The organism is Synechococcus sp. CS-1332 (assembly GCF_025127995.1).
GTDB lineage: Bacteria > Cyanobacteriota > Cyanobacteriia > PCC-6307 > Cyanobiaceae > Cyanobium.
Window position 1 is genome coordinate 16,828 of the sequence record NZ_JAHLYP010000019.1, and the last position, 23,388, is coordinate 40,215.

Annotated in this window: 21 protein-coding genes; 8 read left to right on the forward strand and 13 right to left on the reverse strand. The window is 65.8% G+C overall.

All coding sequences use genetic code 11. The annotated features are described in order from the left end of the window. Window positions 1-148 precede the first annotated feature (148 nt). Together KQ305_RS03780 and KQ305_RS03785 are read left to right on the forward strand one after the other, a co-directional pair. Entirely contained in the window at window positions 149-5,209 is a 5,061-nt protein-coding gene (locus tag KQ305_RS03780) for a tandem-95 repeat protein (RefSeq protein ID WP_259724103.1), read from the forward strand. A 60-nt stretch (window positions 5,210-5,269) separates the two neighbouring features. Next, window positions 5,270-5,788 carry a hypothetical protein gene (locus KQ305_RS03785; RefSeq protein WP_259724104.1) on the forward strand — a complete coding sequence of 173 codons (519 nt, stop codon included), beginning with the start codon at window positions 5,270-5,272 and terminating at the stop codon, window positions 5,786-5,788. Between the two features lie 5 nt (window positions 5,789-5,793). Here KQ305_RS03785 and KQ305_RS03790 read toward each other — a convergent pair whose 3' ends face one another. The 4 genes from KQ305_RS03790 to KQ305_RS15415 all read right to left on the reverse strand — a co-directional run bounded on the left by KQ305_RS03790 (window position 5,794) and on the right by KQ305_RS15415 (window position 10,020). Next, the gene (locus tag KQ305_RS03790) at window positions 5,794-6,588 is read right to left on the reverse strand and encodes a hypothetical protein (protein ID WP_259724105.1); all 795 of its coding nucleotides are present in this window, start codon (window positions 6,586-6,588) and stop codon (window positions 5,794-5,796) included. A 429-nt stretch (window positions 6,589-7,017) separates the two neighbouring features. Continuing rightward, window positions 7,018-7,428, reverse strand: a complete 411-nt coding sequence (locus KQ305_RS03795) for a cupredoxin domain-containing protein (protein WP_259724106.1) — start codon at window positions 7,426-7,428, stop codon at window positions 7,018-7,020. Between the two features lie 29 nt (window positions 7,429-7,457). Beyond that, complete coding sequence (locus tag KQ305_RS03800) at window positions 7,458-9,560, reverse strand: copper-translocating P-type ATPase (RefSeq protein WP_259724107.1); 2,103 nt, start codon at window positions 9,558-9,560, stop codon at window positions 7,458-7,460. Window positions 9,561-9,657: 97 nt separating this feature from the next. Continuing rightward, on the reverse strand, window positions 9,658-10,020 hold the full coding sequence (locus tag KQ305_RS15415; protein WP_399230514.1) for a hypothetical protein: 363 nt from the start codon (window positions 10,018-10,020) through the stop codon (window positions 9,658-9,660). Between the two features lie 285 nt (window positions 10,021-10,305). Between KQ305_RS15415 and KQ305_RS03810 the strand changes: the two genes are divergently transcribed. Continuing rightward, window positions 10,306-12,489, forward strand: a complete 2,184-nt coding sequence (locus tag KQ305_RS03810; RefSeq protein WP_259724108.1) for a beta-glucosidase — start codon at window positions 10,306-10,308, stop codon at window positions 12,487-12,489. A 16-nt stretch (window positions 12,490-12,505) separates the two neighbouring features. On the opposite strand, the gene KQ305_RS03815 is transcribed toward KQ305_RS03810, so the two are convergent. From KQ305_RS03815 to KQ305_RS03850, 8 genes are read right to left on the reverse strand one after another with little or no spacing between them, the layout of a single operon-like run. Further along, the gene (locus KQ305_RS03815) at window positions 12,506-13,021 is read right to left on the reverse strand and encodes a hypothetical protein (protein ID WP_259724109.1); all 516 of its coding nucleotides are present in this window, start codon (window positions 13,019-13,021) and stop codon (window positions 12,506-12,508) included. Further along, entirely contained in the window at window positions 12,991-14,073 is a 1,083-nt protein-coding gene (locus tag KQ305_RS03820; protein WP_259724110.1) for a glycosyltransferase family 2 protein, read from the reverse strand. The genes KQ305_RS03815 and KQ305_RS03820 overlap by 31 nt, the downstream gene beginning before the upstream one ends. Before the next feature lie 28 nt (window positions 14,074-14,101). Beyond that, window positions 14,102-14,716 carry a triacylglycerol lipase gene (locus KQ305_RS03825; RefSeq protein ID WP_259724111.1) on the reverse strand — a complete coding sequence of 205 codons (615 nt, stop codon included), beginning with the start codon at window positions 14,714-14,716 and terminating at the stop codon, window positions 14,102-14,104. 26 nt (window positions 14,717-14,742) lie between these two features. Continuing rightward, on the reverse strand, window positions 14,743-15,471 hold the full coding sequence (locus KQ305_RS03830; protein ID WP_254951954.1) for a peptidase: 729 nt from the start codon (window positions 15,469-15,471) through the stop codon (window positions 14,743-14,745). Next, a complete protein-coding gene (locus KQ305_RS03835) occupies window positions 15,468-16,307 on the reverse strand; it encodes a transglutaminase family protein (RefSeq protein ID WP_259724112.1) in 840 nt (279 codons plus the stop codon). Before KQ305_RS03835 ends, KQ305_RS03830 begins: the two co-directional genes overlap by 4 nt. Before the next feature lie 3 nt (window positions 16,308-16,310). Further along, on the reverse strand, window positions 16,311-17,177 hold the full coding sequence (locus KQ305_RS03840) for an N-formylglutamate amidohydrolase (RefSeq protein WP_259724113.1): 867 nt from the start codon (window positions 17,175-17,177) through the stop codon (window positions 16,311-16,313). After that, window positions 17,167-18,048, reverse strand: coding sequence for a transglutaminase family protein (locus tag KQ305_RS03845; RefSeq protein WP_259724114.1), 882 nt, complete (start codon window positions 18,046-18,048; stop codon window positions 17,167-17,169). The genes KQ305_RS03840 and KQ305_RS03845 overlap by 11 nt, the downstream gene beginning before the upstream one ends. 27 nt (window positions 18,049-18,075) lie before the next feature. Next, window positions 18,076-19,860, reverse strand: a complete 1,785-nt coding sequence (locus KQ305_RS03850; protein WP_259724115.1) for an alpha-amylase family glycosyl hydrolase — start codon at window positions 19,858-19,860, stop codon at window positions 18,076-18,078. A gap of 306 nt (window positions 19,861-20,166) precedes the next feature. Here KQ305_RS03850 and KQ305_RS03855 point away from each other — a divergent pair, with 306 nt between their 5' ends. From KQ305_RS03855 to KQ305_RS03870, 4 genes are all read left to right on the forward strand, one after another. Further along, entirely contained in the window at window positions 20,167-20,379 is a 213-nt protein-coding gene (locus KQ305_RS03855) for a CsbD family protein (protein WP_259724116.1), read from the forward strand. Between the two features lie 101 nt (window positions 20,380-20,480). Further along, complete coding sequence (locus tag KQ305_RS03860) at window positions 20,481-20,873, forward strand: DUF302 domain-containing protein (protein ID WP_259724190.1); 393 nt, start codon at window positions 20,481-20,483, stop codon at window positions 20,871-20,873. Window positions 20,874-20,960: 87 nt separating this feature from the next. Further along, window positions 20,961-21,377, forward strand: a complete 417-nt coding sequence (locus KQ305_RS03865; protein ID WP_259724117.1) for a heavy metal-responsive transcriptional regulator — start codon at window positions 20,961-20,963, stop codon at window positions 21,375-21,377. An 85-nt stretch (window positions 21,378-21,462) separates the two neighbouring features. After that, entirely contained in the window at window positions 21,463-22,161 is a 699-nt protein-coding gene (locus KQ305_RS03870) for a DUF305 domain-containing protein (RefSeq protein ID WP_259724118.1), read from the forward strand. A 23-nt stretch (window positions 22,162-22,184) separates the two neighbouring features. Here the strand turns inward: KQ305_RS03870 and KQ305_RS03875 are convergent, their stop codons facing one another. Then, on the reverse strand, window positions 22,185-22,532 hold the full coding sequence (locus KQ305_RS03875; protein WP_259724119.1) for a helix-turn-helix domain-containing protein: 348 nt from the start codon (window positions 22,530-22,532) through the stop codon (window positions 22,185-22,187). An 87-nt stretch (window positions 22,533-22,619) separates the two neighbouring features. Between KQ305_RS03875 and KQ305_RS03880 the strand changes: the two genes are divergently transcribed. Continuing rightward, a complete protein-coding gene (locus tag KQ305_RS03880) occupies window positions 22,620-23,354 on the forward strand; it encodes a glucose 1-dehydrogenase (RefSeq protein ID WP_259724120.1) in 735 nt (244 codons plus the stop codon). The last annotated feature ends 34 nt before the right edge of the window (window positions 23,355-23,388 follow it).

The window sequence follows — 23,388 nt, forward strand, 5'->3', positions numbered from 1 at the left end:
CGATGAGCTGATGGCTCACATGGAACAACAGGAGGACCTGCAGGGGCCAGATTCGTTGATTAGACATCAACATTTTTACATCCAGAGAAGTTTTGATCCACCCCTGACCCGCTTTGTCAAGAGCCTGTGGGACTCTGCTGTTGCTCGGGTGAATGAGCAACTCACTATCCTGCCGTTTCGGGATGATTATGGAAGCCTGCTGAACGAGACTTTCGGTTCCGCAGGCACCGACCCGGCCCGTTTCGAAGGCCGCGCCCTTGAACTCAATCAGCTGCTGCGGGGGCCTGGCCTCGGCTTGGTGATCGAACTGCGCAGTGGCACGGAACTCGCAGGGGCCCAGGGCGCCTACATCGCCCTAGACCCGGAAGGGCGCGAGCGGATCTCCATCAATGCCAACTGGTTGTCTCTGGCCACCACGAGCGAGGCCATTCGCCGCGTCCTTCTGGAGGAAGTCGGCCATGCCATCGACCACTGGCTGAATGGCCCCCTTGACTCCCGAGGGGATGAAGGCGCCTTGTTCGCCGCTCTTGTCAGTGGCACCCACCTGAGCCCAGAGCAGCGCACAGCGATCGCCTCAGAAGACGATCGCCGCCAACTGCTGATCAACGGTCAGCCGGTGGCAGCGGAGCTGTCCAGCGCCCCGGTGCTGAGCGACAGCTTCGTGGCCACCCGCATCACCGCTGAAGACACGCCCCTGACCATCACCGGATTCAGTGTGGCCGACGGCGACAACGGTGTGCCGGCACCGATCACGCTGCGGCTGCGGATCACCACCACGGGGGGCACGGCCACGCTGGCCAGCGCCGCCCTCGTCACCAGCGGCAGCAACGGCAGCGCCGACCTCACCCTGGAAGGCAGCCCGGCCGCCATCAATGCGGCGATCGCCAGCCTCCTGTTCACACCGGCGGCCAACGCCAACAGCGTCAACACGCCGGTGGCTCCCAGACTCACCCTGACGGCCACGGATCTCACCAACGGCGACGGCCCCATCAGCCTCAGCACGGGTCCGATCCAGGTCACCCCGGTCAACGACGCGCCGGTGCTGGCCGTTCCCGCTAACACCGTCATCGCCAGCGGCACCTTCATCAACATCAGCAGCGGCTTCGCCATCCAGGACACGAGGGACACCAGCCAGGGAGCCGCGGATGACATTCGGGTGACCCTGAGCGCCACCGACGCCGGCAGCCCCTACGGCACCCTGCTGATCCAGAACGCCAACGGCGCCACCCTGACCACCAACGGCACGGCCAGCGTGCAGGTGCGGGGCACCCGTGCCCAGGTGCAGGCGGCCCTCAACACCCTGCGCTACACCCCGGCCAATCCCAACCTGGATCGGGTGGTGACGATCACCGCCACCGCCTTCGACTTCGACAACGGGGCCGAAAGCGTGGGGGTTGGCGGAAACAACACGGCCACGGCGTCCTTCACCATCAACGTGTCCGCCAGCAACGAGGCCCCGGTGCTGACGGTGCCGGCGGCCCGCACCGTGATCGAGGACAGCAGTGCCAACAGCTTCACCGGCGCCAACCTGATCAGCTTCAGCGACGCCGACGACTTCGGGGCCCTCGAGCGGCTCACCCTGAGCGTCAACCGCGGCAGCATCAACCTGGTCACCCGCACGGGACTGACCAGGACAGCGGGCAACTACGGCACCGGTTCGGTGACGGTGACCGGCACCAAGGCCAATCTCAACGCGGCCCTGGCCTCGCTCACCTACACCCCCACGGCCAACTATCACGGCAGCGCCACGCTCACCGTGACCATCAATGATCTGGGCAGCACCGGCAGCGGCGGCGCCCGGCAGGACAGCAAAACCGTGGCCCTGACGGTGACGCCGCTCAACGACCAGCCCGTCGCCACCACCAACGTCGTCCTCCCCGCCATCTCGGAAGACGTCGCCGCCGCCGCCATCGCCGGCACCACCCTGAGCTCCCTCGCCTTCGGCTTCGCCGACGCCACCGACAACCAGACCGCCAACGGCGGCGGCAACACGGCCACCCCCTTCTCCTTCCTCGCCGTCGTCGGCTCGACGAGCTACACCGCCGCCCAGGGCGTCTGGCAGATCTCCACCTCCGCCGCCCCCAACCCCGGCATCCCCGGCGACTGGATCAACCTCCCCACCACCGGCCTTTCCACCGCCGCCGCCCTGGTCTTCAGCGCCACCAGCCGGGTCCGGTTCCTCCCCGCCGCCAACTTCCACGGCACCCCCGGCAGCCTCCTGGTGCGTTTCGCCGATGCCAGCGCCCCTCTCGCCACCAGCGCCTCAGCCGCCAGCACCTTCAACCTCGCCACTAGCGGCGGCACCACCGCCACCGGTGCGTGGAGTGCTGTCAATCGCTCCATCGCCACCACCGTCACCAACGTCAACGACCGGCCCACCGCCACCGCCGCCAGCCTCGCCGCCACCACAGAGGACAACCCCAACCCACCGGGTGCACGCATCTCCAGCCTCGGCTTCGGCTTCAGGGATGCGGCCGACGATCAGCGCGCCGTCACCGGCGGCGCCAATGCCGCCACCGCCTTCGGGGGCATCGCCATCACCGGCAATGCCGCCACCGCCACCCAGGGCGTCTGGCAGTACAACCTCAACGCCGGCGCCAGCTGGGTCACCATCGCCGTCCCCACCGACAGCGCCGCCCTGCTGCTGCCCACCTCAGCCTCACTCCGTTTCCTCCCCAACAGCCCCAACTTCAACGGCACCCCGGGCGGCCTCACCCTCCGTGTCGCCGACACCCCCCTGGCCTTCAGCGCCGCCACCAACCTCACCCCCCTGCTCGGTCCCACCGGCCGCTACTCCGACCCCACGTCCCTGGCCACCACCGTCACGCCTGTCAACGACGTGCCGGCCTTCATCAAGGGAGCGGATCAGGCCTTGCTGGAGGACGCCGGTGTCCAGGCTGTGGCCGGCTGGGCCACGGGCCTGAGCCGTGGGGGCGGCGCCGACGAGGCCGGCCAGACCCTCAGCTTCCTTGTCACCAACAACAACAACGCCCTCTTCAGCTTCCAGCCCGGCATCGACGCCAACGGGCGTCTCACTTACACCCCGGCGGCCAATGCCAGCGGCACGGCCACAGTTTCCGTGCGCATTCGCGACAGCGGCGGCACCGCCAATGGCGGCGTCGACACCAGCACCATCCAGACGTTCCAGATCACCGTCACTCCGGTCAACGACGATTTCGTCGACGCCAACGAGACCCGCTCAATCGCCGAGGACAGCGGCACCACCACGGGCAGCCTCCTGAGCGGCACCTCCAGCCCCGATGGCCCGGTCTCGATCGCTTCGTTCTTCATCGCCGGCCTGAGCGGTCCCTTCTCCCTCGGCAGCGCCACCAGCATCCCCGGTGTCGGCAGCCTCACCATCGCCGCCAACGGCTCCTATTCCTTCTCCCCGGCCGCCAACTACAACGGCCCGGTTCCGCTTGTCACCTACGTCGTCACCGACGGCTCCGGTCCCAACGACACTTCCACCCTCGCCATCACTGTCACTCCGGTCAACGACGACTTCAGCGACGCCAACGAAACCCTCTCCATCGCCGAGGACAGCGGCACCACCACGGGCAGCCTCCTGAGCGGCACCGCCAGTCCCGATGGGCCCGTCTCGATCGCTTCGTTCTCCATCGCCGGCCTGAGCGGGCCCTTCTCCCTGGGCAGCGCCACCAGCATCCCCGGGGCCGGCAGCCTCACCATCGCCGCCAACGGCTCCTATTCCTTCTCCCCAGCTGCCAACTACAACGGCACGGTTCCCCTGATCTCCTACGTCGTCACCGACGGCTCAGGTCCCAACGACTCCTCCACCCTCGCCATCACCGTCACGCCGGTCAACGATCCCCCCGTGGCCAGCGACGACTTCCTCGGCAGCCTCACCCGCCCACCCGGGGGCTCCACCGTGACGGTCAGGGTCACCGACAACGACAGCGATCTCGACGGACCACTGATCCCGAACGCGATCACCATCGTCGGCACCGCCTCAGCCGGCCAGCCGCTGGTGGTGCCCGGTCAGGGCACCTGGAGCGTCAACCAGGCCACCCAGGAGATCAGCTTCACCCCCATCAACGGCTTCTTCGGGGATCCCACACCCATCCAGTACACGGTCACGGATCAGCAGGGAGCCATCAGTAACCCCGCCACGGTGACCGTCGATTACGACAACCTGGCGATCACGCCCAACCCAACCAGGCCGGAACCACGGCACGTTGACTTCTACCTGCTGCTCGACAGCTCCACCTCGATGAAGGGCAGCGACCCCAGTGGTGTGTCCAGGATTGAGGCCCAGAACCGGCTGGCCTTCGAAACCCTCAAGTCGGCCCTGGCCGCCGCCGGCTACGGCTACACCCTCAAGGGCAACACCACCTTCCAGCCCTTCCTCGACGACACCCATCTGACGAGCAGCCAGACCCTCGCCACCGACATCCTCAACTACGAACTGGTGGACGATCCCACCGACGGCAGCAGCACCAATGCCAAGTCGCTCACGATCCACACCATCGATTTCGGCTATCTCGTCACCCACAGCGAAACCACCTTCACCGGCAGCAATCCCAACTTCGGCGAACGGCTGGCCCGGGATGTGCTCCTCACCCAGACCCCCGATCTCACCTACGGAGCCACCACCAGCCCCGACTGGATCGCCCGCGGTCTGCCGGCACCCAATTCCCTCGATGCCTACACCGCCCCCGGCACCAACGGCAACCGCTACAGCGGCACCGAGATGCTCGGGGCCCTAGTGGCCCTCGACCGGCTGCTCGTGAAAGAGCTGCCCAACGTCGCCCTCGACACGATCGTGTCGGTGGCGATGATCACCGATGGCCGGCCCGAACGGCGCCCCTGGTGGGACAACCGCCCCGACCTCGGCCAGGGCTGGACCGGCACCAACGTCGCCCTGCCCACCAGTTCCTGGCTCGACGGTGATCCGATCCTCAGCTCAGGGCTTCGCTACACCAGCAGCGGCACCCCGATCCGGGTGCCCACGGCCGCCGGCGTCGACATCTGGGCCCAGGCCCAGACCTCCCTCAACAACACCCTCGACACCGTGGCCGCCAGGGCCGGCGCCAGCAACGTGAACGTGCTGGCGATCGGCATGGGCGATGGGGGGATCTCCAACTGGAATGCCATCTACACCGACCTGTTCACCAACCAGACCTTCGATGCCAGCCGCAGCTGGAACTACCAGTTCTCCACCTCCGGTCAGCTGCCGCAGCTGTCGGGGTGATTCGCCATTGCGCGGATCCTCCTTATCGCGGCAGGCTGGACGAACAGTTCCCCGACGGCCATGACCCGCGAGCACGACCCCTTCCGCATCCCCCGCGCCGGCTGGGAGGCCGCGCCCCTGGCCGGTCTGGCCTCGGTGGATCTGAACCACAACGGTGGTGCCGTGAGTGGTGGTGAGTTCTTTTCGGAATCCACCGTTGGAGGGGTGGTGCTGTACGCCACCTACCAGGCGCTGCTCACCGCCTTGCGCACCGAGGCCCTGCGCAAACGCGGCGAGATCGACCGCATCACCCAGGTAAGGCTGGTGCTGGGCACGAGCCTGGAATCCGCTAAAACCGGTGTCGCCGTGGGTGCCGTGCTTTCCGTGGTGTTGCTGGTCTTCCCATGGCTGGCGGCACCGATGGCGGTGATGGGGGTGCTGGGCAGCGCCAAGGCCTCCCTCGATCTGTTCCATGCCTTCTGGGATGGCCTCGATGCAGATCAGAAGCTCCAAGTCACCGTGGCCGCCCACGAAGCCGGCGTGAATCTGCGTCGTTTCTTCAGCAATACGTCCGATGGTGCGGGCACCGTCGCCGTTTGACGACCTCACTGGCCGCCGAACAACTGCTGCAGCAATCCTCCAAGGGCCTGCCCAAGACCCTCGGTATCGCTTCCCTGCAAGACCTGTCCATAGGCATCGACCGGCTGCAGGGCCTGATTCAGCTGGGCCGTGGTGGCCTGGGTGGAGCTTCTGAAGCCCAGGTTGAACACATTGCTCCAGCCCAGCTGAATGTCGGTGCGGTACTGCTCAGCATTGACCTTGGATTGAACGGCGGCCGTGGTGCCGTTGGGCATCTGGATGCTCCATGGGTTGTTGCCCTGGGCCGTAAACCGGATGGTGCGCAACTGGTTTGAAATCGGCAGCCTGTCGAACGTGAAGGCCAACGTCTTGGAGCCGTTGACGTTGTTCTGCACGATCTCGTAGCGGCAGGCACCGTTGTAGATCGAGACCCCCGCATTGGTCCAGGCGCAGGTCCCGCTCTGGCGCGTGCGGGTGAATGGCGGCCCGAGGGAGGTGGTGGGCTGCTGGCCGGGGTTCATGCCGCTGCCCTGACCCCAGGTGGATCCGGAGCCCCCGATCACGGTTCCCTGGCCGCCCTGGTTGCCGCCCCCGGCATTGGAGCCGAACAGCCAGGGATTCAGCCGTGGGTCGTAGGAGGTGCGCTGGCTGTTCGTCCAGCAACCGCGCAGATTGAAGTTGCAATAGCGGCCATTGGCGAAGGTGACATCGACGATCGGATTGTTGACCAGGTTGCTTTCCAGATTGCGGCGCGCACGTCGACCAAACTCTTGCTCGGTTTCGGCCACGGCGGCGCCATTGGCGTTGAAGCAGACGCTCACGGAGCCGTCACAGATCACCCCCTGGATAGGGAACGTAAGGGATCTGCCGCTCGGTCGGCCGTAGCCCGGAGCCGTGGTTCCCCCACCGCCACCCCAGGGAGAATTCCGAGGCTGGGACGGCTGTGTGGGAGACCCCCAGGGATTGCTCTGGGCGAGCGCATCAGGGGATGACGCGAGGACGGGCAGGGCGACAAACAGAACAGACGAATGCTTGAAAGCCCCGGCGAGAGGGCGAGAAAGAGTGTGCTTGAACAATCCACTGAAGAGACTTTTCATCATGCTTTGATCACTATAATTCAGCATAACAGAGTAGGCCATTTACCCTTCAGTTCCCTTGCAATCTGCTGCATCAAAGCAGAAGAAATCTCAACCGATTGGATCAGCAGTCAAGGTGGCTATCCCCTGGCCTGGGCGGCCTGGCTGCCCCTCTCACTCCGCCTCAAGGCTGCCGCGCACCATGTTCATGCCGCAATGGAACGGGTAGGGGCCCGGCCGGCTCGGCAGCAGCTCGATGCTGGTGGTAGCCCCCAGGGGGAGGTCGAGGGTGCGCTGGAAGTCCGGAAAGATCACCTGGGCCACGCAGCCACTCGGATCGGTGCGGTGAAACCGGAGGATCACGGGCCGGCCGACCTTCACCCTGATCTGGGATGGGGAATAACCGCCATCCACGGCGATCGTGATCTCCTGCACCCCCTGTTCCCCTTCGCTGGCCTCCACGCCAGCACCATGGCGGCCCAGGAACCACCAGAGCTCCGCAACGACCAGGGCCAGCCCCACCACCACCACCAACACCTGCAGGGCCAGGGGTTGGGGGATCGTTCGCCAGAGGGGCGTCGCCATCAGAAGAGGCGTTAAGGCCAAGTGGAGTGTCATGCCAAGGCCCCCGCCGGGCGATGGGCAGGCCGGAAGCCACGCAGTCGCAGGGCATTGCTGACCACCGACACCGAGCTGAAGGCCATGGCGGCCCCCGCCAGCATCGGGTTCAGCAGCCAACCCGTGAGCGGGAACAGCAGACCGGCGGCGATCGGGATCCCCGCCACGTTGTAGGCAAAGGCGAAGAAGAGGTTCTGGCGGATGATGGCCATGGTGCGGCGGCTGAGCTCGATCGCTGCGGGCACTCCGTCCAGGTGGCCCGACAGCACGGTGATGTCGCTGGCGGCAATCGCCACATCGGTGCCCGTGCCCATGGCGATGCCCACCTCCGCCCGGGCCAGGGCCGGAGCGTCGTTGAGGCCGTCGCCCACCATCGCCACCGGTCCCTGGCCCTGCTCCTGCAACCGTTGGACGACCGCCGCCTTGTCGCCGGGAAGCACCTCGGCGATCACCCGCAGGATGCCGACATCGGCGGCCACCACCTCGCTGGTGCGGCGGGCATCGCCACTGAGCAGCACCACGTCCAGACCCAGCTTCCGCAGGGCGGCCACGGCAGCATGGGCTTCCGGCTTGATCGGATCGGCGATGCCGAAACAGGCCTCGATCCGTCCCTCCACCGCCACGGCGGCCACGCTGCGGGCGGCCCGCTCAAGGCGCGCCACCACGGGATCCAGGGGGGCGGTGTCCAGCCCCGAGGCTTCCAGCCAGCGGGGGCTTCCCACTCGCACCTCCTTACCGCCCACCGTGGCCAGAATGCCAAGCCCCGTCTTGGCCTCGAAAGCCTCCACATCCGGGGGCTCTTCCTCGCCTCGGCGGTCCGTGGCATAGGCCACGATCGCTTCGGCCAGGGGATGCTCCGAGCGCGATTCCACCGCCGTCACCAGGGCCAGGAGTCTCTGGGCTGGCATCTCACCGCCAGGGAGACGTTCGAAATCGGTCACCTCGGGCTGGCCGGCGGTGAGGGTGCCGGTCTTGTCGAGGACGATGGTGCGAAGCCCCCCGGCCGTTTCCAGGGCCTCGGCGGTGCGGAAGATCAGGCCGTTCTCGGCCCCCTTTCCGGAGGCCACCATGATCGCCGTTGGGGTGGCCAGGCCCAAGGCGCAGGGGCAGGCGATCACCAGCACGCTGACCAGAAACAGCGTCGCCAGAACCACATTGCCGCTGACCAGGAACCACACCACGAAGGTGGCGATGGCGATGGCGATGACCACCGGCACGAACCAGCCCACCACCTGATCCGCCAGCCGCTGCACCTGGGTGTGGGAGCTCTGGGCCTGACGCACCAACTCCACGATGCGGGCCAGCATGGTGTCGGCACCCACCCGGGTGACACGGAACGTGAAGCTGCCACTGCGGTTCATCGAAGCGCCGATCACCCCATCTCCGGGGCCCTTGGCCACAGGGGTCGGCTCGCCGGTGAGCATCGATTCCTCCACCCAGGAGCTGCCCTCCACCAGCACCCCATCCAGCGGCAACTTCTCCCCGGGGCGCACCTGCACAAGATCACCCACCGCCACCTTCGCCACGGGGATTTCGCTGGCGATCCCTCCCCGCAGCACCCGGGCCGTGGGGGGCTGGAGCTGGATCAGCCGCCGGATCGCCTCGGATGTCTGGCCGCGGGCCCGGGCTTCCAGCAACCGGCCCAGCAGCACCAGGGTGAGGATCACAGCGGCGGTTTCGTAATACACATCGGCCGGCAGTCCCTCGGCGGTAAACAGACCCGGAAACAGCGTGGCCACCAGCGAGGCCAGCCAGGCGATGCCGGTGCCGGTGGCCACCAGGGTGTTCATGTCGGCGCTGTGACGGCGCAGGGCTGACCAGGCGCCGGTGAAGAACTCCCGGCCGCACCAGAACAGCACCGGGGAACTCAGCACCAGCTGGCTCCAGGGGCTGGTGAACCACCCGGGCAACCAGTTGATGTGGACGCCGAGCATGTGGGGCAGGGTGGATGCCACCACCAGACCGGTCAGCACCGCCGCCACCGACAGCTTGCGGCGCAGAACGGTGAGTTCATGGGCCAGCTCCCGCTCCATCCCCGTCGTGGTGAAGGAGGCCGTTTCGTCGTCACAACAGGGGGAGCCCATGGTGGGGTTGCTCATCAGGGGCTGACCAGCTCCGAAGCCAGGACATTCACCCTATGGGCTCCTCTCGGCTGGAGAGTCAAGCCCAGGGTGGCCATCCAGCCTGGTCGCCGCTTCAGCCTTGGGCCAGCAGGGCCCCTAGGCCCATCTGCTGCAGGATCCCCGAACCCGTGAGGGCCTCAACAGCGAGACCGAGGCCGAAGCCGAGCATCGCCAAACGGCCGTTCAGCAGCTCGGCGCGGTGGTGGAAGCCCCAGCCGCTGTTGCTGCCAGGACTGGCCATGTACATCCTCGGCTCAATGACTTTTGGGTCAAGGAGCTTGGAACCTTCGGTGTCCCACATCCCGCCTTCCGATTCAGCGAAATGGTTGACGTGGAGCTTTTTCTGAGTCTTTACAGGAGTTGTCATGATGATGCCTTGTATTGGAATTGTTAAATGTTGGGAAGCTAAACGCTTGGTTGGAATCACCTGCGACATCCAGTCAGAGGGGTTCCGGTCGGGTTGGTGGCGATCTCGACCCTGCACCCGGTCGGTGATGGTCAGAGGTCTTCTTCCTTCCCACAGCCTAAGGAGGGAAACAAAGAACCAATCAACTGCAGCAGATTGATCTGAACTTCAGGCGGATGACCCATCCTTCAGATCAGCAAAACGCAGTGGATGGGAGCCGCTCAGGGTGAAACCCGTACGCCTCCAGGGGGTGTGCGGCGATCCACATAAGGTGAGGGGAAAGGCGCTGCGAGACGCCGCACCTAGGCTGAATTTGTGCCTACCTCTCACGACTGGAATCTCCTGGAGGAGCAGGCCCGGACCCTGCTGGATCGGCTCAGCCTGGGCGAAAAACTCGGCCTGCTCGACGGTGACACCCCGTTCTGGGGGGGCTTGGCGGAGATCGCCCTGCACGATGCCTCCCACCGCCGCCCCTGGCCGGCCGGGGTGGTGAGCCGCCTGGGCATCGGTGGGCTGCACTTCGTCGATGGCCCGCGCGGGGTGGTGCTTGAAGGCGGCGCCACCACCTTCCCGGCGCCCATCGGGCGCGGTGCGAGTTGGGACGTCGATCTGGAGGAAAGGATCGGCGAGGCCATGGGCAAGGAGGCCCGATCCTTCGGCGCCAATCTGGTCGGCAGCATCTGCGTGAACCTGCTGCGCCACCCCGGCTGGGGCCGGGCCCAGGAGACCTACGGCGAGGACCCGCTGCATGTGGGCGCCATGGGGGCCGCCGCCACCCGGGGCGTGCAGCACCATGCCATCGCCTGCGTCAAGCATTTCGCCCTCAACTCGATCGACAGCGCCCGCTTCCGGGTCGATGTGGACGCCAGCGAGCGGGTGCTGCAGGAGCTTTACCTGCCCCAGTTCCGCGACTGCATCGAGGCCGGGGCCCTGGCGGTGATGAGCGCCTACAACAGTGTCAACGGGGCCTGGTGCGGCCAGCATCCCCATCTGCTCCTGGACATCCTCAAGGGGCGCTGGGGCTTTCGCGGCTTCGTGCTCACCGACTTCATCTTCGGAATCCGCGATGGAGAGGCCGCCATCGCGGCCGGCCAGGACCTCGAGATGCCGTTTCGGATGATCTTCCAAGCCACGCTTCCGGCGGCGGTGGCCGCTGGACGGGTGCCGATGGCGCGGATCGATGACGCCGTGCTGCGGCTGCTGCTGGCCCAGGGAACGGTGCCCGGGGGCGTCTACCCCAAGGCGCTGCGTCATTGCGGCGTGCATCGGGCACTGGCGCGTGAGGCGGCCACCAAATCGATCGTGCTGCTCAGGAACGAGGGAAGCGTTCTGCCCTTGAATGGGGTCAAGGCGCTGGCGGTGATCGGCCCCCTGGCCGACACCGTCAACCTGGGGGACCACGGGTCCTCTGACACCCGGCCCGCGCCGGGGTCGGTGGTGACGCCCCTGGCCGGCCTGCGGGCGGCGGCGCCGGAGATCAGCCTGCATCACACCGATGGCACCGATCTGGCCATGGCCTCGGCTCTGGCGGCCCGCAGCGATGCGGCGCTGGTGGTGGTGGGTCTGGACTGGCGCCACGAGGGCGAGCACATCCACCCCGGCGACCTCGCTCCGATCCTGGGCCAGGCCCCCCCTCCCGATGCGCTGCTGCGCCTGGTCGGTCGCCGCCGCCTGCTGCCGGTGTGGTCGCGTCTGACGGCCGCGGTCGCCCAGGTGACACGCCTGGGTTCGGCCCGTGCCGGCGGCGCCTTCGCCTCGGGCGATCGCACCATGCTCCAGCTTCCTGCTGAACAGGAGGCCCTGATCCTGGCCGTCGCCGCCGCCAACCCCCGCACGGTGGTGGTGCTGATGGGGGGCGGGGCGATTCTGTGCGAAAGATGGCGCCAGCGGGTTCCGGGCCTGCTGATGCTCTGGTACCCCGGCCAGCAGGGCGGGGAGGCCCTCGCCGACGTGCTCCTGGGAAGGGTGTCACCCTCGGGGCGGATGCCCTATGCGGTGCCCACCGATCCCAGCCACCTGCCGCCGTTCGATCCCCGGGCCCGGCAGATCACCTACGACCTCTGGCACGGCTACCGGAGGCTGGGACGCCACCACCACCCGGCGGCCTTTCCCTTCGGATTCGGGTTGTCCTACAGCAGCTTCAGCCACGGCGACCCGGTGGCCCAGCAGCTTCCCGGGGCCCTGGAGCTCAAGGTGACGGTGACGAACACGGGGACGATGGGCGCTGCGGAGGTGCTGCAGATCTACGCCGAGCCCCCCGGCCAGGCCGTGGAACGGCCGCGACGCAGCCTGGTGGGCTTCCGCCGGCTGAGCCTCCAGCCTGGCCAGAGCGAGCGGGTGGTGATCCAGATCCCGCTGCGGCGTCTGGCCTGGTTCGATGCATCCCGCGACGCCTTCGTGCTGGAGGGTGGACCTCACCGGCTCGTGGTGGCTCTCCATGCCGAGGACGAAGGAATCGGCGTGGACCTCGCACTGGAGGGGGGGGTGGTCGGCCGCTGAGGGACCTGCTGGGCCATCAGGGGGCTGGGGATGAGGAGTGCCTGGCGCGGCTGTCCAGACGCTGCAACGTGCCCTGGACCCGGAGATGGTTGTAGCGCTGCAGCCAGATGAAGGGCAGGTTGAACAGGGTCGCGAAGATCAGGTTGATCAGCACCCCCACCGGCGTCAGCCACAGGGCCGTCACGATCCAGAAGGGCCAAAGCGCCAGATGCACCAGCTCGGCCCGGCGGGTTTCCTCCAACAGGCGCTGCAGGGTGGCGCGATCCCGGCCCACCAGGCTGTTCTTGGCCACACCCCCCGGGAAGGCCGTGCCGGCGTCCGGCAGCAGGGATTTCCAACGATGGATGCCGAGCCGCTGTTCAAACCCCTCCTGACTTTCCGGCCATGGGCGTCTGCCGGTGAGCCAGGTGTCGCGGGCCAGGGCCTGCTGGGGCAGTCGGTGGGCCAGCCAGCCGATCAGCAGCGACCACAGCAACCAACCCAGGCCGCAGGCCAGGACCGCTAGCGCGTCGAGAATCGTCTGCCTTTCCATTCGATTGTTCCCCGCTCAAGATTCAGGATCGCCAGAACGAACACCCCCAGAAAGAACAGTACGGGGATCGGAAAGATCAGGCAGATCCAGCCGAAGTCGCCGATCCGGCGCGTGACCACCATCAGCTGCACGGCAAAGGCGAGGTAGAGGAGCAGGTTGGGCAGCAGCGACGCATCCCCTTGCATCGGCCAGCCCAGGAGGGCGGCCGGCAGGCACCAGGCCGACCAGAACAGACCGGAGATCCACAGGACCACACCGAGCATCCAGAACCAGCGCACTTCCCCAGCGGCGGTCGCGAAGTTCTTGGCGAAGCCCACCACCATGTCCTGGAAGCCACCGGGATACATGCGGTAATCGAGCAGGCCCTGGCCGATGTAGGCGCTCACCCGGAGGCCTGCCTGCTCGTAGAGATGGCCGAGAAACCAGTCCTCCACCACCTTGCCGGCGACCGCCGCATGGCCACCGATGTGGTCGTAATCGGCCCGGCTGGTGGCCATGGCCGGACCGAAGGCCACACCGCACCCCTTTCCCATCGGCACCGCCATCAGCCCCACCAGGTTGAAGAGCACCGAGAGCTGCTCGTAGGGCTTCTCGGTGCGGTGGAAGGGCTGCACCGACACCAGGCCGCCCAGCTCCTGCTGCGCCGCCACGAGACGGTGCAGGAACTCGGGGTGGGGCTCGGTGTCGGCGTCGAGGAAGAGCAGCAGCTCCCCCTGGCTGGCGCGGACGCCATGGTGCAGGGCCCAGGTCTTACCGCACCAACCCTCCGCCAGGGGCGGCGGCTGCATCACCCTGACCCCGGCTTCCGCAGCGATGGCGGCGGTGCGATCGCTGGAGTGATCGTCGATCACGATCACTTCCGAGGGGGTGAGGCTCTGGAGATGCAGGGCCGCCAGCAGTTTTGGAAGGGTGTGTTCCTCGTTACGGGCCGGAATCAGCACCGAAACCGACGGGTGACCCTGAACCCTGGAGGGGGGGAGGCGCGGCATGCGCAGGCACAGGGCCCAGCCGAGCAGCCAGCGCACGAGCAGCGAGATGGCCAACAGATTCACGGTCGGCAAGGCTGCTTAGGCTTCCAAGCTAGGGACGTAGCAGCTCATCGATCAAAGCCTCCAGGGCGGCAGGATGACTCATGAGCTGGTGGTGAAAGCGCACGGGCAGGTTTTTCCCCGGCCCGATCGGCAGCACGGCCCGCCAGGCCGGCATCACCATCAGATCTGGTTCACAGTAAAAGCTGCAGCAATCCACGTCCTGCAGCGTGGTGAGATTTCCGTTGAGCCGATGCAGCAGCGGGCTGCCCGCTTTCAGATCGGCGATCCCGGCCAGGGGCCAGCGGGGCCAGGGCCCGGCCGTGAGGGTGCCCTGCTGGGGGCTGCCCACGCTGATCAGCCGCCGGGTGCGCCGATGGCCGCCCAGTAACTGGATCCAGGCGCGAGCAATCACCCCGCCCATCGAAAAGCCCAGCAGATCGATAGGTTGCTCCAGGCCGAAGGACCCGTCGATGTGGGTGCCGAGCAGGGCGGCCTGCAACTCGATCGGCGTAAGGCCGAACCGGTGGGGCAGGCGGGGGATCAACAGGGGGGCGCGGCGACCTGCCAGCTGACGCTTGAGCGGGTCGAACACGCCGGGGGTGTCCCACATGCCGTGGATCAGCACCAGCGGTGGGAAAGGGTGAGGCCGATCCTGGGTGGACATTGACCTGTCGCGCCGCGAAGTATCGCCTACCAGACCAGCTCCGGCAGCTCCCGGAACACCTGCCGGACGCCCACGCTCCACTCCCTGCTGAGGTCCTTGAAATAGGCATCACCCTCGCTGAATCGGAGCCGCTGGGTGATCTCGAGGCGATCCCGCTCGTAGAGGAGCAGGTCGATCGGCATCCCCACCGAAAGGTTGCTGCGCATGGTGGAGTCGAACGATACCAGCACACACTTGGCCGCTTCCGCCAGGGTGGTCTCGGAATGGATCACACGGTCGATGATCGGCTTTCCATACTTCGCCTCGCCCGTTTGCAGGAAGGGCGTGTCCTCGCCGGCTTCGATGAAATTCCCCTCGGCATACATCCGGAACAGCCTGGGTGCCTCGCCCTTGATCTGCCCACCCACCAGAAAGGAGGCATTGAAACTGGAGCCGGACGCCTTGAGGTAGGGGCCATCCCGCTCCTCGATCGCCCGCACCGCATCCGACACCAGACCCATCACCTCAAACATGGTCTGGGCCGTCCAGACAGTGGGCTCCCCATCGCCGGCTTCGGCCCGCTGGCGCAGCAGGCCGATCACCGCCTGGGTGCCGGCCAGGCTGCCGGAGCTGAGCAGCACGAGCACCCGATCGCCCTTGCGCTCGAACACGGTCATCTTGCAGAAACTGGCGAAATCGTCCAGACCCGCATTGGTGCGTGAATCAGAAGCGAAGACCATCCCCCCCTCCAGCAGCACGGCCACGCAATAGGTCATGCCGTCCACACCTGAAACGATTCCAGCTCCGACGGGCCGAAGGTGGTGGTGAGTGCCACATCCGCCGCATCGCGACCACGGGCGATCAGGATCCGGCCGATCCGGGGCGTGTTGTTGCGCGGGTCGAACACATGCCAGCCATCGCCGAGATAGGCCTCGAACCAGGCATGGAAGTCCATGGCCGTATGGGGCGGCGGCACCTTGATGTCGCTCAGGTATCCGGTGCAGTATCGCGCCGGGATGTTCATGCAGCGGCACAGGGCGATGGCCAGATGGGTGAAGTCCCGGCAGACCCCTTCCCGGCTTTCAAGGGTCTGCAACGCCGTTTTTGTCGGGCTCGAACGGCCGTAGCCGAAGCGAACGTGCTGGTGCACGAAATCGCAGATCGCCTGCACCCGGCCCCAGCCGCCAGGAATCCCCTCGAAGCGCGACCAAGCCATGGGCGAGAGCAGGTCCGATTCGCAGAAGCGGCTGGCCAGAAGGAACAGCAACGCCTCTTCCGGCAGGTCCTCCACCGGCCGCTGTTCCAGCCAGGGCAACACCGGATCGGGCCGGCCGGAATCGGCCACCAGCCCGCTGCCCCGCAGTCGCAGCACGCCAGCCGGTGCCACCAGCCGTTGGCAATGGTTGCCGAAGGAATCCACGTACAGGCGCAGGGGCACCTCCGGCTCCACCTGGAGCGGGTCGGCCTCCAGCAGATCCGCGGAGCGGCTCGAATGCACCCCCAGGGTGACGATCATGGGCGTCGGCGCAGGGAAGCTCAGCGCCACATCGAATCCCACCCGGATCTCGATGGGCTGCGTCGGCAGCGGCGTAGCGCTCTGGGATTGATCCATACATCACCCTAGGAACCGTGGGCGACCCTGCAGCGGCGGGATTTCCTCCGCCAGGGCATTCTCCAGCACACCGGCGAGGCGCTGCGCCCATTCCTTCTGGCCGGCCTCGGTGGCCAACAGGTCCTGACGGATCTCCAGCTCCACGTGGGGAATCCGGCGCCGCTCGCCGTGTGCCACCAGCGTGTAATCGCTCGCGTCGCTGACGGCATAGGGCTCGTTGTCCCCCACAGGCAAGCCGCACTCGCGCTCCAACTCCTGGCGGATTCGCCGGGCCAGACGGCCATCGCGGCCGTACAGCACCCCCACGTGCCAGGGGCGCACGTCCGCGCCGAGTACCGGCGTGAAACTGTGCAACGTCACCAGCACGCTGGGCTGGCCGCGCACGCGTCGGGCCTCCAGCTCCGCCCCGATACGGCGGTGGTATGGGTGGAAGATCTCCTCGAGCCGCTGCTGCCGCTCCGCCGGGGCGAGATTGGCATTGGCGGCGATGGCGCCGGCCTCGCTGTGGCAGACGATCGAATCCGGCGCGTCCGGCGGCCGGTTGGCGTCGACCACCAGCCGTGAGTAATTGTGCAGGATCAGAAAGGCGTCGAGCCGCGCTGACAGCAGCAGGGCCAGCCCGGCCACGCCCAGATCCCAGGCCACGTGGGTGTCGAGCACCCGATCGTCCAGGCCAAGGCCGGCCAGCCGACGGGGAATGGCGCGACCGGCATGGTCGGCCGTGAGCAGCACGGCGGAGCGCCCGGTGGGGCAGACGATCCGGAAGACGGCCGGATCAGCGGCCCCCAGCAGGGGTTCTAGGGGCACCGTTGCAGCCTGGATCGAAAGGGTCAGGCAGACAAGCACGGCCGCCTGACAGTCAGGGCTCAAGCTGGCTGGTGAAGCCCTGGAGCTCAGTGATCCAGACGCCCACCTGCATCGACAGCAGCGAGGCTCCGCCGAAGCTGCCGGCGATGGGTGGCACCGACTCTGGCCTTCGGGCCACAGCGACGGGGATGTGGGTGTCGCCGACAATGCCGGCATGGGTGGGATCGAAACCCTTCCAGCCAGCCCCCGGCAGAAAGACCTCCGCCCAGGCGTGCATGCTGCCGGCTTCCTCCGGTGGCAGCGCCGTGAAGCTGTAACCACTGACGAAACGGGCGGCGAATCCGAAACACCGGGCCGCCTCCATGAACAGAAAGGCCATGTCACGGCAGGAGCCCCAGCCACTGTTGAGCGTTTCGGCGCAGGTCTGGACGCCAGGCTCATCGCGCTTGCGGTAGGAGACGCGCTGGTGGGCCGCCAGATTCAGACGTTTCAACAACGTGTAGCTCTGGATGATCTCTCCTGGCTGCCAGACGGTTGACATCCATTGCAGTAAGGCTTGACAGGGTTGTTCTGCGTCAGTTTGTGTCAGATAGGCCTCCAGGATTGGGCGGTCTTTGGATGCATAGCGAAAGGGATAGTGGACGGCCCCATCATCGACAAGGAAGTCCAATGGAACGCGGTCATATTGCTGAATGATCAGATTGCTTTCGATCAGCAATCTGTCAGCAGCCTCACTGAAGGACGCCGTGGCAAGACAATTGCCCTCGACATCGCGGTGCCAGCGCAGCTTTGCCGCCGGGCTGATCGATAACGATGAGGTTTCGATGCGCAGGTCGTGGCCTTCCCGAGGACGGAGACGCAGTGTATGGGTGCCGAGTCGGACAGGGGCGCTATAGGTGTAGGTGGTGAGGTGATGGATGTTGAAGCGCCGCATCGGCTCGCCTTGCACAGGAAGGGTGGGTCACTGGGAATAGATCAGAACGCTGTAGGGCCCCACCCCAAAAGAGCCGTGACAGGGGAACCCGTCCCGCTCCCCTGGTACGGCTGCAAGATCAGCGCTAGGAAAACCATCAAAGGATTCACTGTAACCGTGCCAATCACTGTTGAAGCGAAGTGTCCAGCCATTGGCCGCCGGCAAACCAACGATGTAGTTCTCCTGGGGCTCGTGAGAAAAGTTGGCGATCACCACCACATCATCTCCGGGGCCCCCTTGATCCCAACGGTGAAAAGCGATCACGTTGCGCTGGGTATTGAGGTGAAACACCTGGGTGAACTGACCACAGAGCCCACGGGAGACGCCCTCCCGATCAAGGCGAAGGCGAATCAGATCCCGGTAGAGGCGCACGATGCCACGAAACTCCTGGCGCTGGTCCCAGTCGACGGGAACCGTATCGCGAAACCAGCCACCTTCAAGAAACTCCTGCCCCTGAAACAGCATGGGAATTCCTGGTGCCGTGAACACCATGGCGGCCGCCAGGGTGGAACGCTTCTGGGCATGCCAGCCGGTGGGATCCGAGGGGTTGACGTCCTGGGGAATCCGGGACTGGCCATTGGCAACGTCGTCATGGGATTCGCTGTAGATCACCCGTTCAAAGGCGTCGTCGTTGTAGCGATAAAGAATGGCATCACGGATCTTCTCCAGAGCACGATCTTCATCCCTGGGCGCAATCACGGCCTGACGGATGGGTTGGATGAAGTGGGGATCCCATTGGGATCCAAAGCCCGCGCCCCCAGCCCCCACATCCTTGGTCAACCAGTCATTGCTGCGCAGGTCTTCGGCGATCGTGATGTGGCCCGAGTCATGCCGGGCCACGGTTTCATTGATGGCCTGAAGGAGACTCCAGCCATCGGGAATCTCCTCAGTTCCAGCATCTCCGACACTTCGAATGTAACCCGTGCTGTCGAATCGAAGGCCATCAAGATGATACTCCTTGAGCCACATCGTGACGTTATCCAGGATGTACTGACGAACCTCCCCCCGGCCATAATCGGGCCGCGTCTCCCCCCAGGGCGTCAGGGCACGATCATCGTTGTAGAAATAGATTCCCCCCTTGTCATTCTCAGACCAGCCATCGAATCTCCAGAGGTCAAGGTCACTGGGTCCAAAATGATTAAAAACCACATCCAGAATGACCGCAATGCCAGCTTGGTGGGCGCGCTTGACGAAGCGCTTGAAGCCCAGGGAACCGCCATAGTCTGAATCGACGGCAAAAATGTGAGATGGGTTGTAGCCCCAGGAGCGCTGACCTGCAAACTGACCCACCGGCATGATCTGAATGGTATTGATACCCAGCCGGTTCAGGTGCTCCAGTCGAGCAGAGATGGAATTGAATCGGCCTGGTTGACTGAGGTCATCGTCATTGAACGTGCCGACATGTAACTCATAAATCACAAGCTCATTCCAGCACTTCATGGAGAAGTTATCATCATCCCAATCAAAGTCAGGATCATGAATGATGGCATTGCCCACTGAGCTGGTCACCTCGTGGGCATAGGGATCAATGCGCTTGATCACCCCCCATGGAGTAGAGAGCTGAAACTTGTAGTGGTCGCCGATCCTGGCACTTTCAACACTGGTGGACCAGAAGCCGTGCGGCTCGGGGTCCATCGGATGGGCGGCACCATCCCAGTCGTTGAAGGAACCGATGACGGAGACCTGATCGGCATGGGGCGCCCAGACCCGGAATGCCACCCCGGCAGGAGAGGGCATGGATCCCATGCCAGCAATGATCGGCGGCTTCACCATGGTTCAACCCCTTCTAACCACTGTTTCACAGCCATACCTTTTCTGGTCAAGCGTTTAAAAACATTGAACATGAAGCCCGCGATCGAGGCGAATCCGCCTCCATGGCAATGCAGGCTGATGCAGAAGGCTGCATCAACGCCCTGTGCTCCGGTGGAGATTTCAGACGCGGGGCGATCCCACAGGACTAGGCTGGGAGGGCAGACCAAGAGAGGAACGAATGATGTGAATTGAGTCGACTTCGTCTGCGATGCTGTCACCACAAAGGCGACCCATCGCCAACTGCTGATTCCCATCGCCACCCGAACCATGTCCAACAAAATCGACGCTGTCGCCAAGGATGCCGAGGGCAAACTTGAAGCGGCCCTGGGTGAACTGACCGGCGACACGGGCCACCAACTCAAGGGCAAGGCCAAACAGGTTCAGGCCTCTGCCATGAACGCGGCAGAAGATCTGAAGGGTAGCGCCAGGTCCATGGCCCGAAAGGTCAGCGACGCTGCCGCGAAACTGGCTGACGGCTAGGGCTGAGCGTGCCCGAAGGCCCGGAGACTCGCCGCAGCATTCGCCAGGCTTGGCTGCGGCGATGTCCCCACCCAACAACACCCTCAGAGGCCGTGACACCGATGAATCCCTTCTTCATTGTCCACACATCCAAATCCTTTGAGCAGGCGAGCACCGACCTGCAGGCCGCCATTGTGGCTCAGGACTTCGGCGTGATGGCGGTTCATGACCTCGGCCAGACCCTGCGCAGCAAGGGGATCGACTTCTCCGAGGACTGTCGGATCTACGACGTCTGCAACCCAGGGCAAGCGGCCAGGCTGCTGAAGACCGACATGACGTTGAACATGGCCCTTCCCTGTCGCATCTCCGTGTTCACGGAAGGCCATCAGACCCGGATCGGCATGATCCGGCCTGAGGGAATGCTGCAGACGCTGTCCTCCGATCCTGACCTGATGAAGGTGGCCCGCGATGTCGAATCCGCCACGACGGCCATCATTGAGGCGGCGGCGTCCTGATCGATCCTTACGGTGGATGAGGGGCTTCGTCGGGTGCGGCGGCCAGAGCCGCCACTAAAGTCTCCACAACAGTGGAGCTTCCTGCCCATGGCGGCCGTCAGCGTCAACACCGGCATGAAGATCGGCGTGCTGGCTGGGCGCAGCGGATTGCCCGTCAAGACCTTGCGTTATTACGAGGATCTGGGCCTGTTGCCGGCCATCGGTCGCAGCGAGGGTGGCTACCGTCTGTTTGCAGAGGAGAGCCTGCGGCGCCTCGAGTTCATCCGCCGGCTGAAGACCCTGGGACTCAGCCTGGAGGAGATCCAGGGCTGTCTGGCGGTGCATGACGCCGGCGACCTGCCCTGCGGCGACATCCACATGCAGCTGGAGCGGCAGATCGAGCGGATCGATATCCAGATCAGGGAGCTGGGTCAGCTCAGGCAGGAACTGCAAAGCCTGCTGGCCGGCTGGCAAAGCGACCCGGCCAAACAAGGGGATGTGATCTGCCCCAATCTTCAGGTCTGAGGCTTAGCAGCAGCGAACGGCCAAGGCGTTGGGCCCCAAGGTGAAGCCCTGTGCCGGACCACCACCGGCGCCCTGCGGCCTTCCCATGCTGAAGACAGCCACAAGCAAGGGAGCCGAGCTGATGGACCATTCCCGAACCACCTGCGGCCGGACCCGGGCGGCGTCGCGCCGGTTTGCTGCCGTCGCCGGTCTGGGGGCGCTGGTCCTGGGGCTAGGAACGCCAGCGCTTGCCGCGTCGCCCACCGGTGCGGCTCCCATGGGGAGCGGTATGGGTGCCGGCCCGGCAGGTCAAGGCCGCATGGGCGCCCAGTCGATGGATCAGCACTTCATCGTGATGATGATTCCCCACCACGACGGGGCCATCGCCATGGCGGATCTGGCCCTGAGCCGGGCCAAGCGGCCGGAGATCAAGGCCCTCGCCCGCAGCATCAAGGACAGTCAGACGCTGGAGAACGCCCAGATGCGCAGCTGGTACCGCCAGTGGTTCGGTGGCGCTGTGCCGGCGTGGGGCGGCGGGATGGGCCACGGCGGCGGCATGGGAATGATGGGGATGGGAGGAACCGGCACCGATGTCGCCTGGCTGAAGAACGCCTCGGATTTCGATCGCGCCTTCATCGAACAGATGATTCCCCACCACCGCATGGGCGTGATGATGGCCACCATGGCCCAGACCAACAGCCAGCATCCCCAGTTGCAGGCCATGCAGCAGGTGATGGTGAAGGCCCAGAGCCAGGAGATCGAGCAGATGGCCCAGTGGTATCGCAGCTGGTACGGAACCCCCTGAGTGGCGAGGCCGACCCTGCCAACTCAGTCGAGGCGACCCTGACGCCCCCCGTGCTGCAGTCCCCAGGCACAGAGCGACTGAATCACCGGGACCAAGGTGCGGCCGTGGTCGCTGAAGCGGTAGCTGACCTGGGGCGGCCTGGCCGGGGTCACCTGCCGCAGCACCAGCCCATCACGCTCCAGGTCGCGCAGGCGCTGGGTGAGCACCTTGTCGCTGATCTCCGGGATCAGGCGACGCAGATCGCCATAACGCTGGGGGCCCTGCCGCAGTTGCCAGAGGATCGGCAATGTCCACTTGCCCTCCAGCACCTGGAGTGCGGCGCGCACGAAAGCGGTGGCTTCGATGGGATCCGCATCCCTGGTCGGCGCCAACGCACCCGCAGGTAAGTCCTTCCGTTCCAGGGCCGGGGGCCATAGGTTGCTGGCCCATTCTTGTCCTCGCCGAGGGGCCTGCCGACGATGACGCGACTGCAAGGCAAGGTGGCCCTGGTCAGCGGCGGATCCCGCGGCATCGGCCGGGCCATCGCCGAGCGGCTGGGGCGCGATGGCGCCGACGTAGCCCTCACCTACGCCGGCAACCGCGACAAGGCGGAAGCCGTGGCCGACACCATTCGCGCCGGTGGGGTGCGGGCCCTGGCCCTGCCCTCCGATCTGCGAGAGGTGAGCCAGACCCGAGCCCTGTTCGCCGCCGTGCTCGAGCAGTTCGGCCGCCTCGACATCGTCGTCAACAACGCCGGGATCTCGGTGTTCAAACCCACCACCGACATCGACGAAGCGGACTACGACCGGGTGATGGACACCAATGCCCGCGGCACCTTTTTTGCCCTCCAGGAGGCGGCCCGCCACGTGGCCGACGGGGGCCGGATCATCAACCTGGCCAGTGGCGCCACCCGCCAGGCCCTGCCGGCGGCGGGGGTGTATGCCGCCAGCAAGGCGGCGGTGGAGCAGTTCGGCATGGCCCTGGCCAAGGAACTCGGCCCCCGCGGCATCACCGTCAACCAGATCGGCCCCGGGGTCACCGACACCGACGGACTGATCATGCCGGCCGAAGCCCTGGCCCATCTGATCGCCTCCACGCCCCTGGGTCGCCTTGGCCAGCCCGCCGATCTGGCGGATGTGGTGGCCTTCCTGGCCTCCGATGACGCCCGATGGGTGAACGGCCAGACCCTCCAGGTGAATGGCGGCATCCTCTGAGCCAGTCCTCTGAACCACCCCCCTGCGCCCCCTC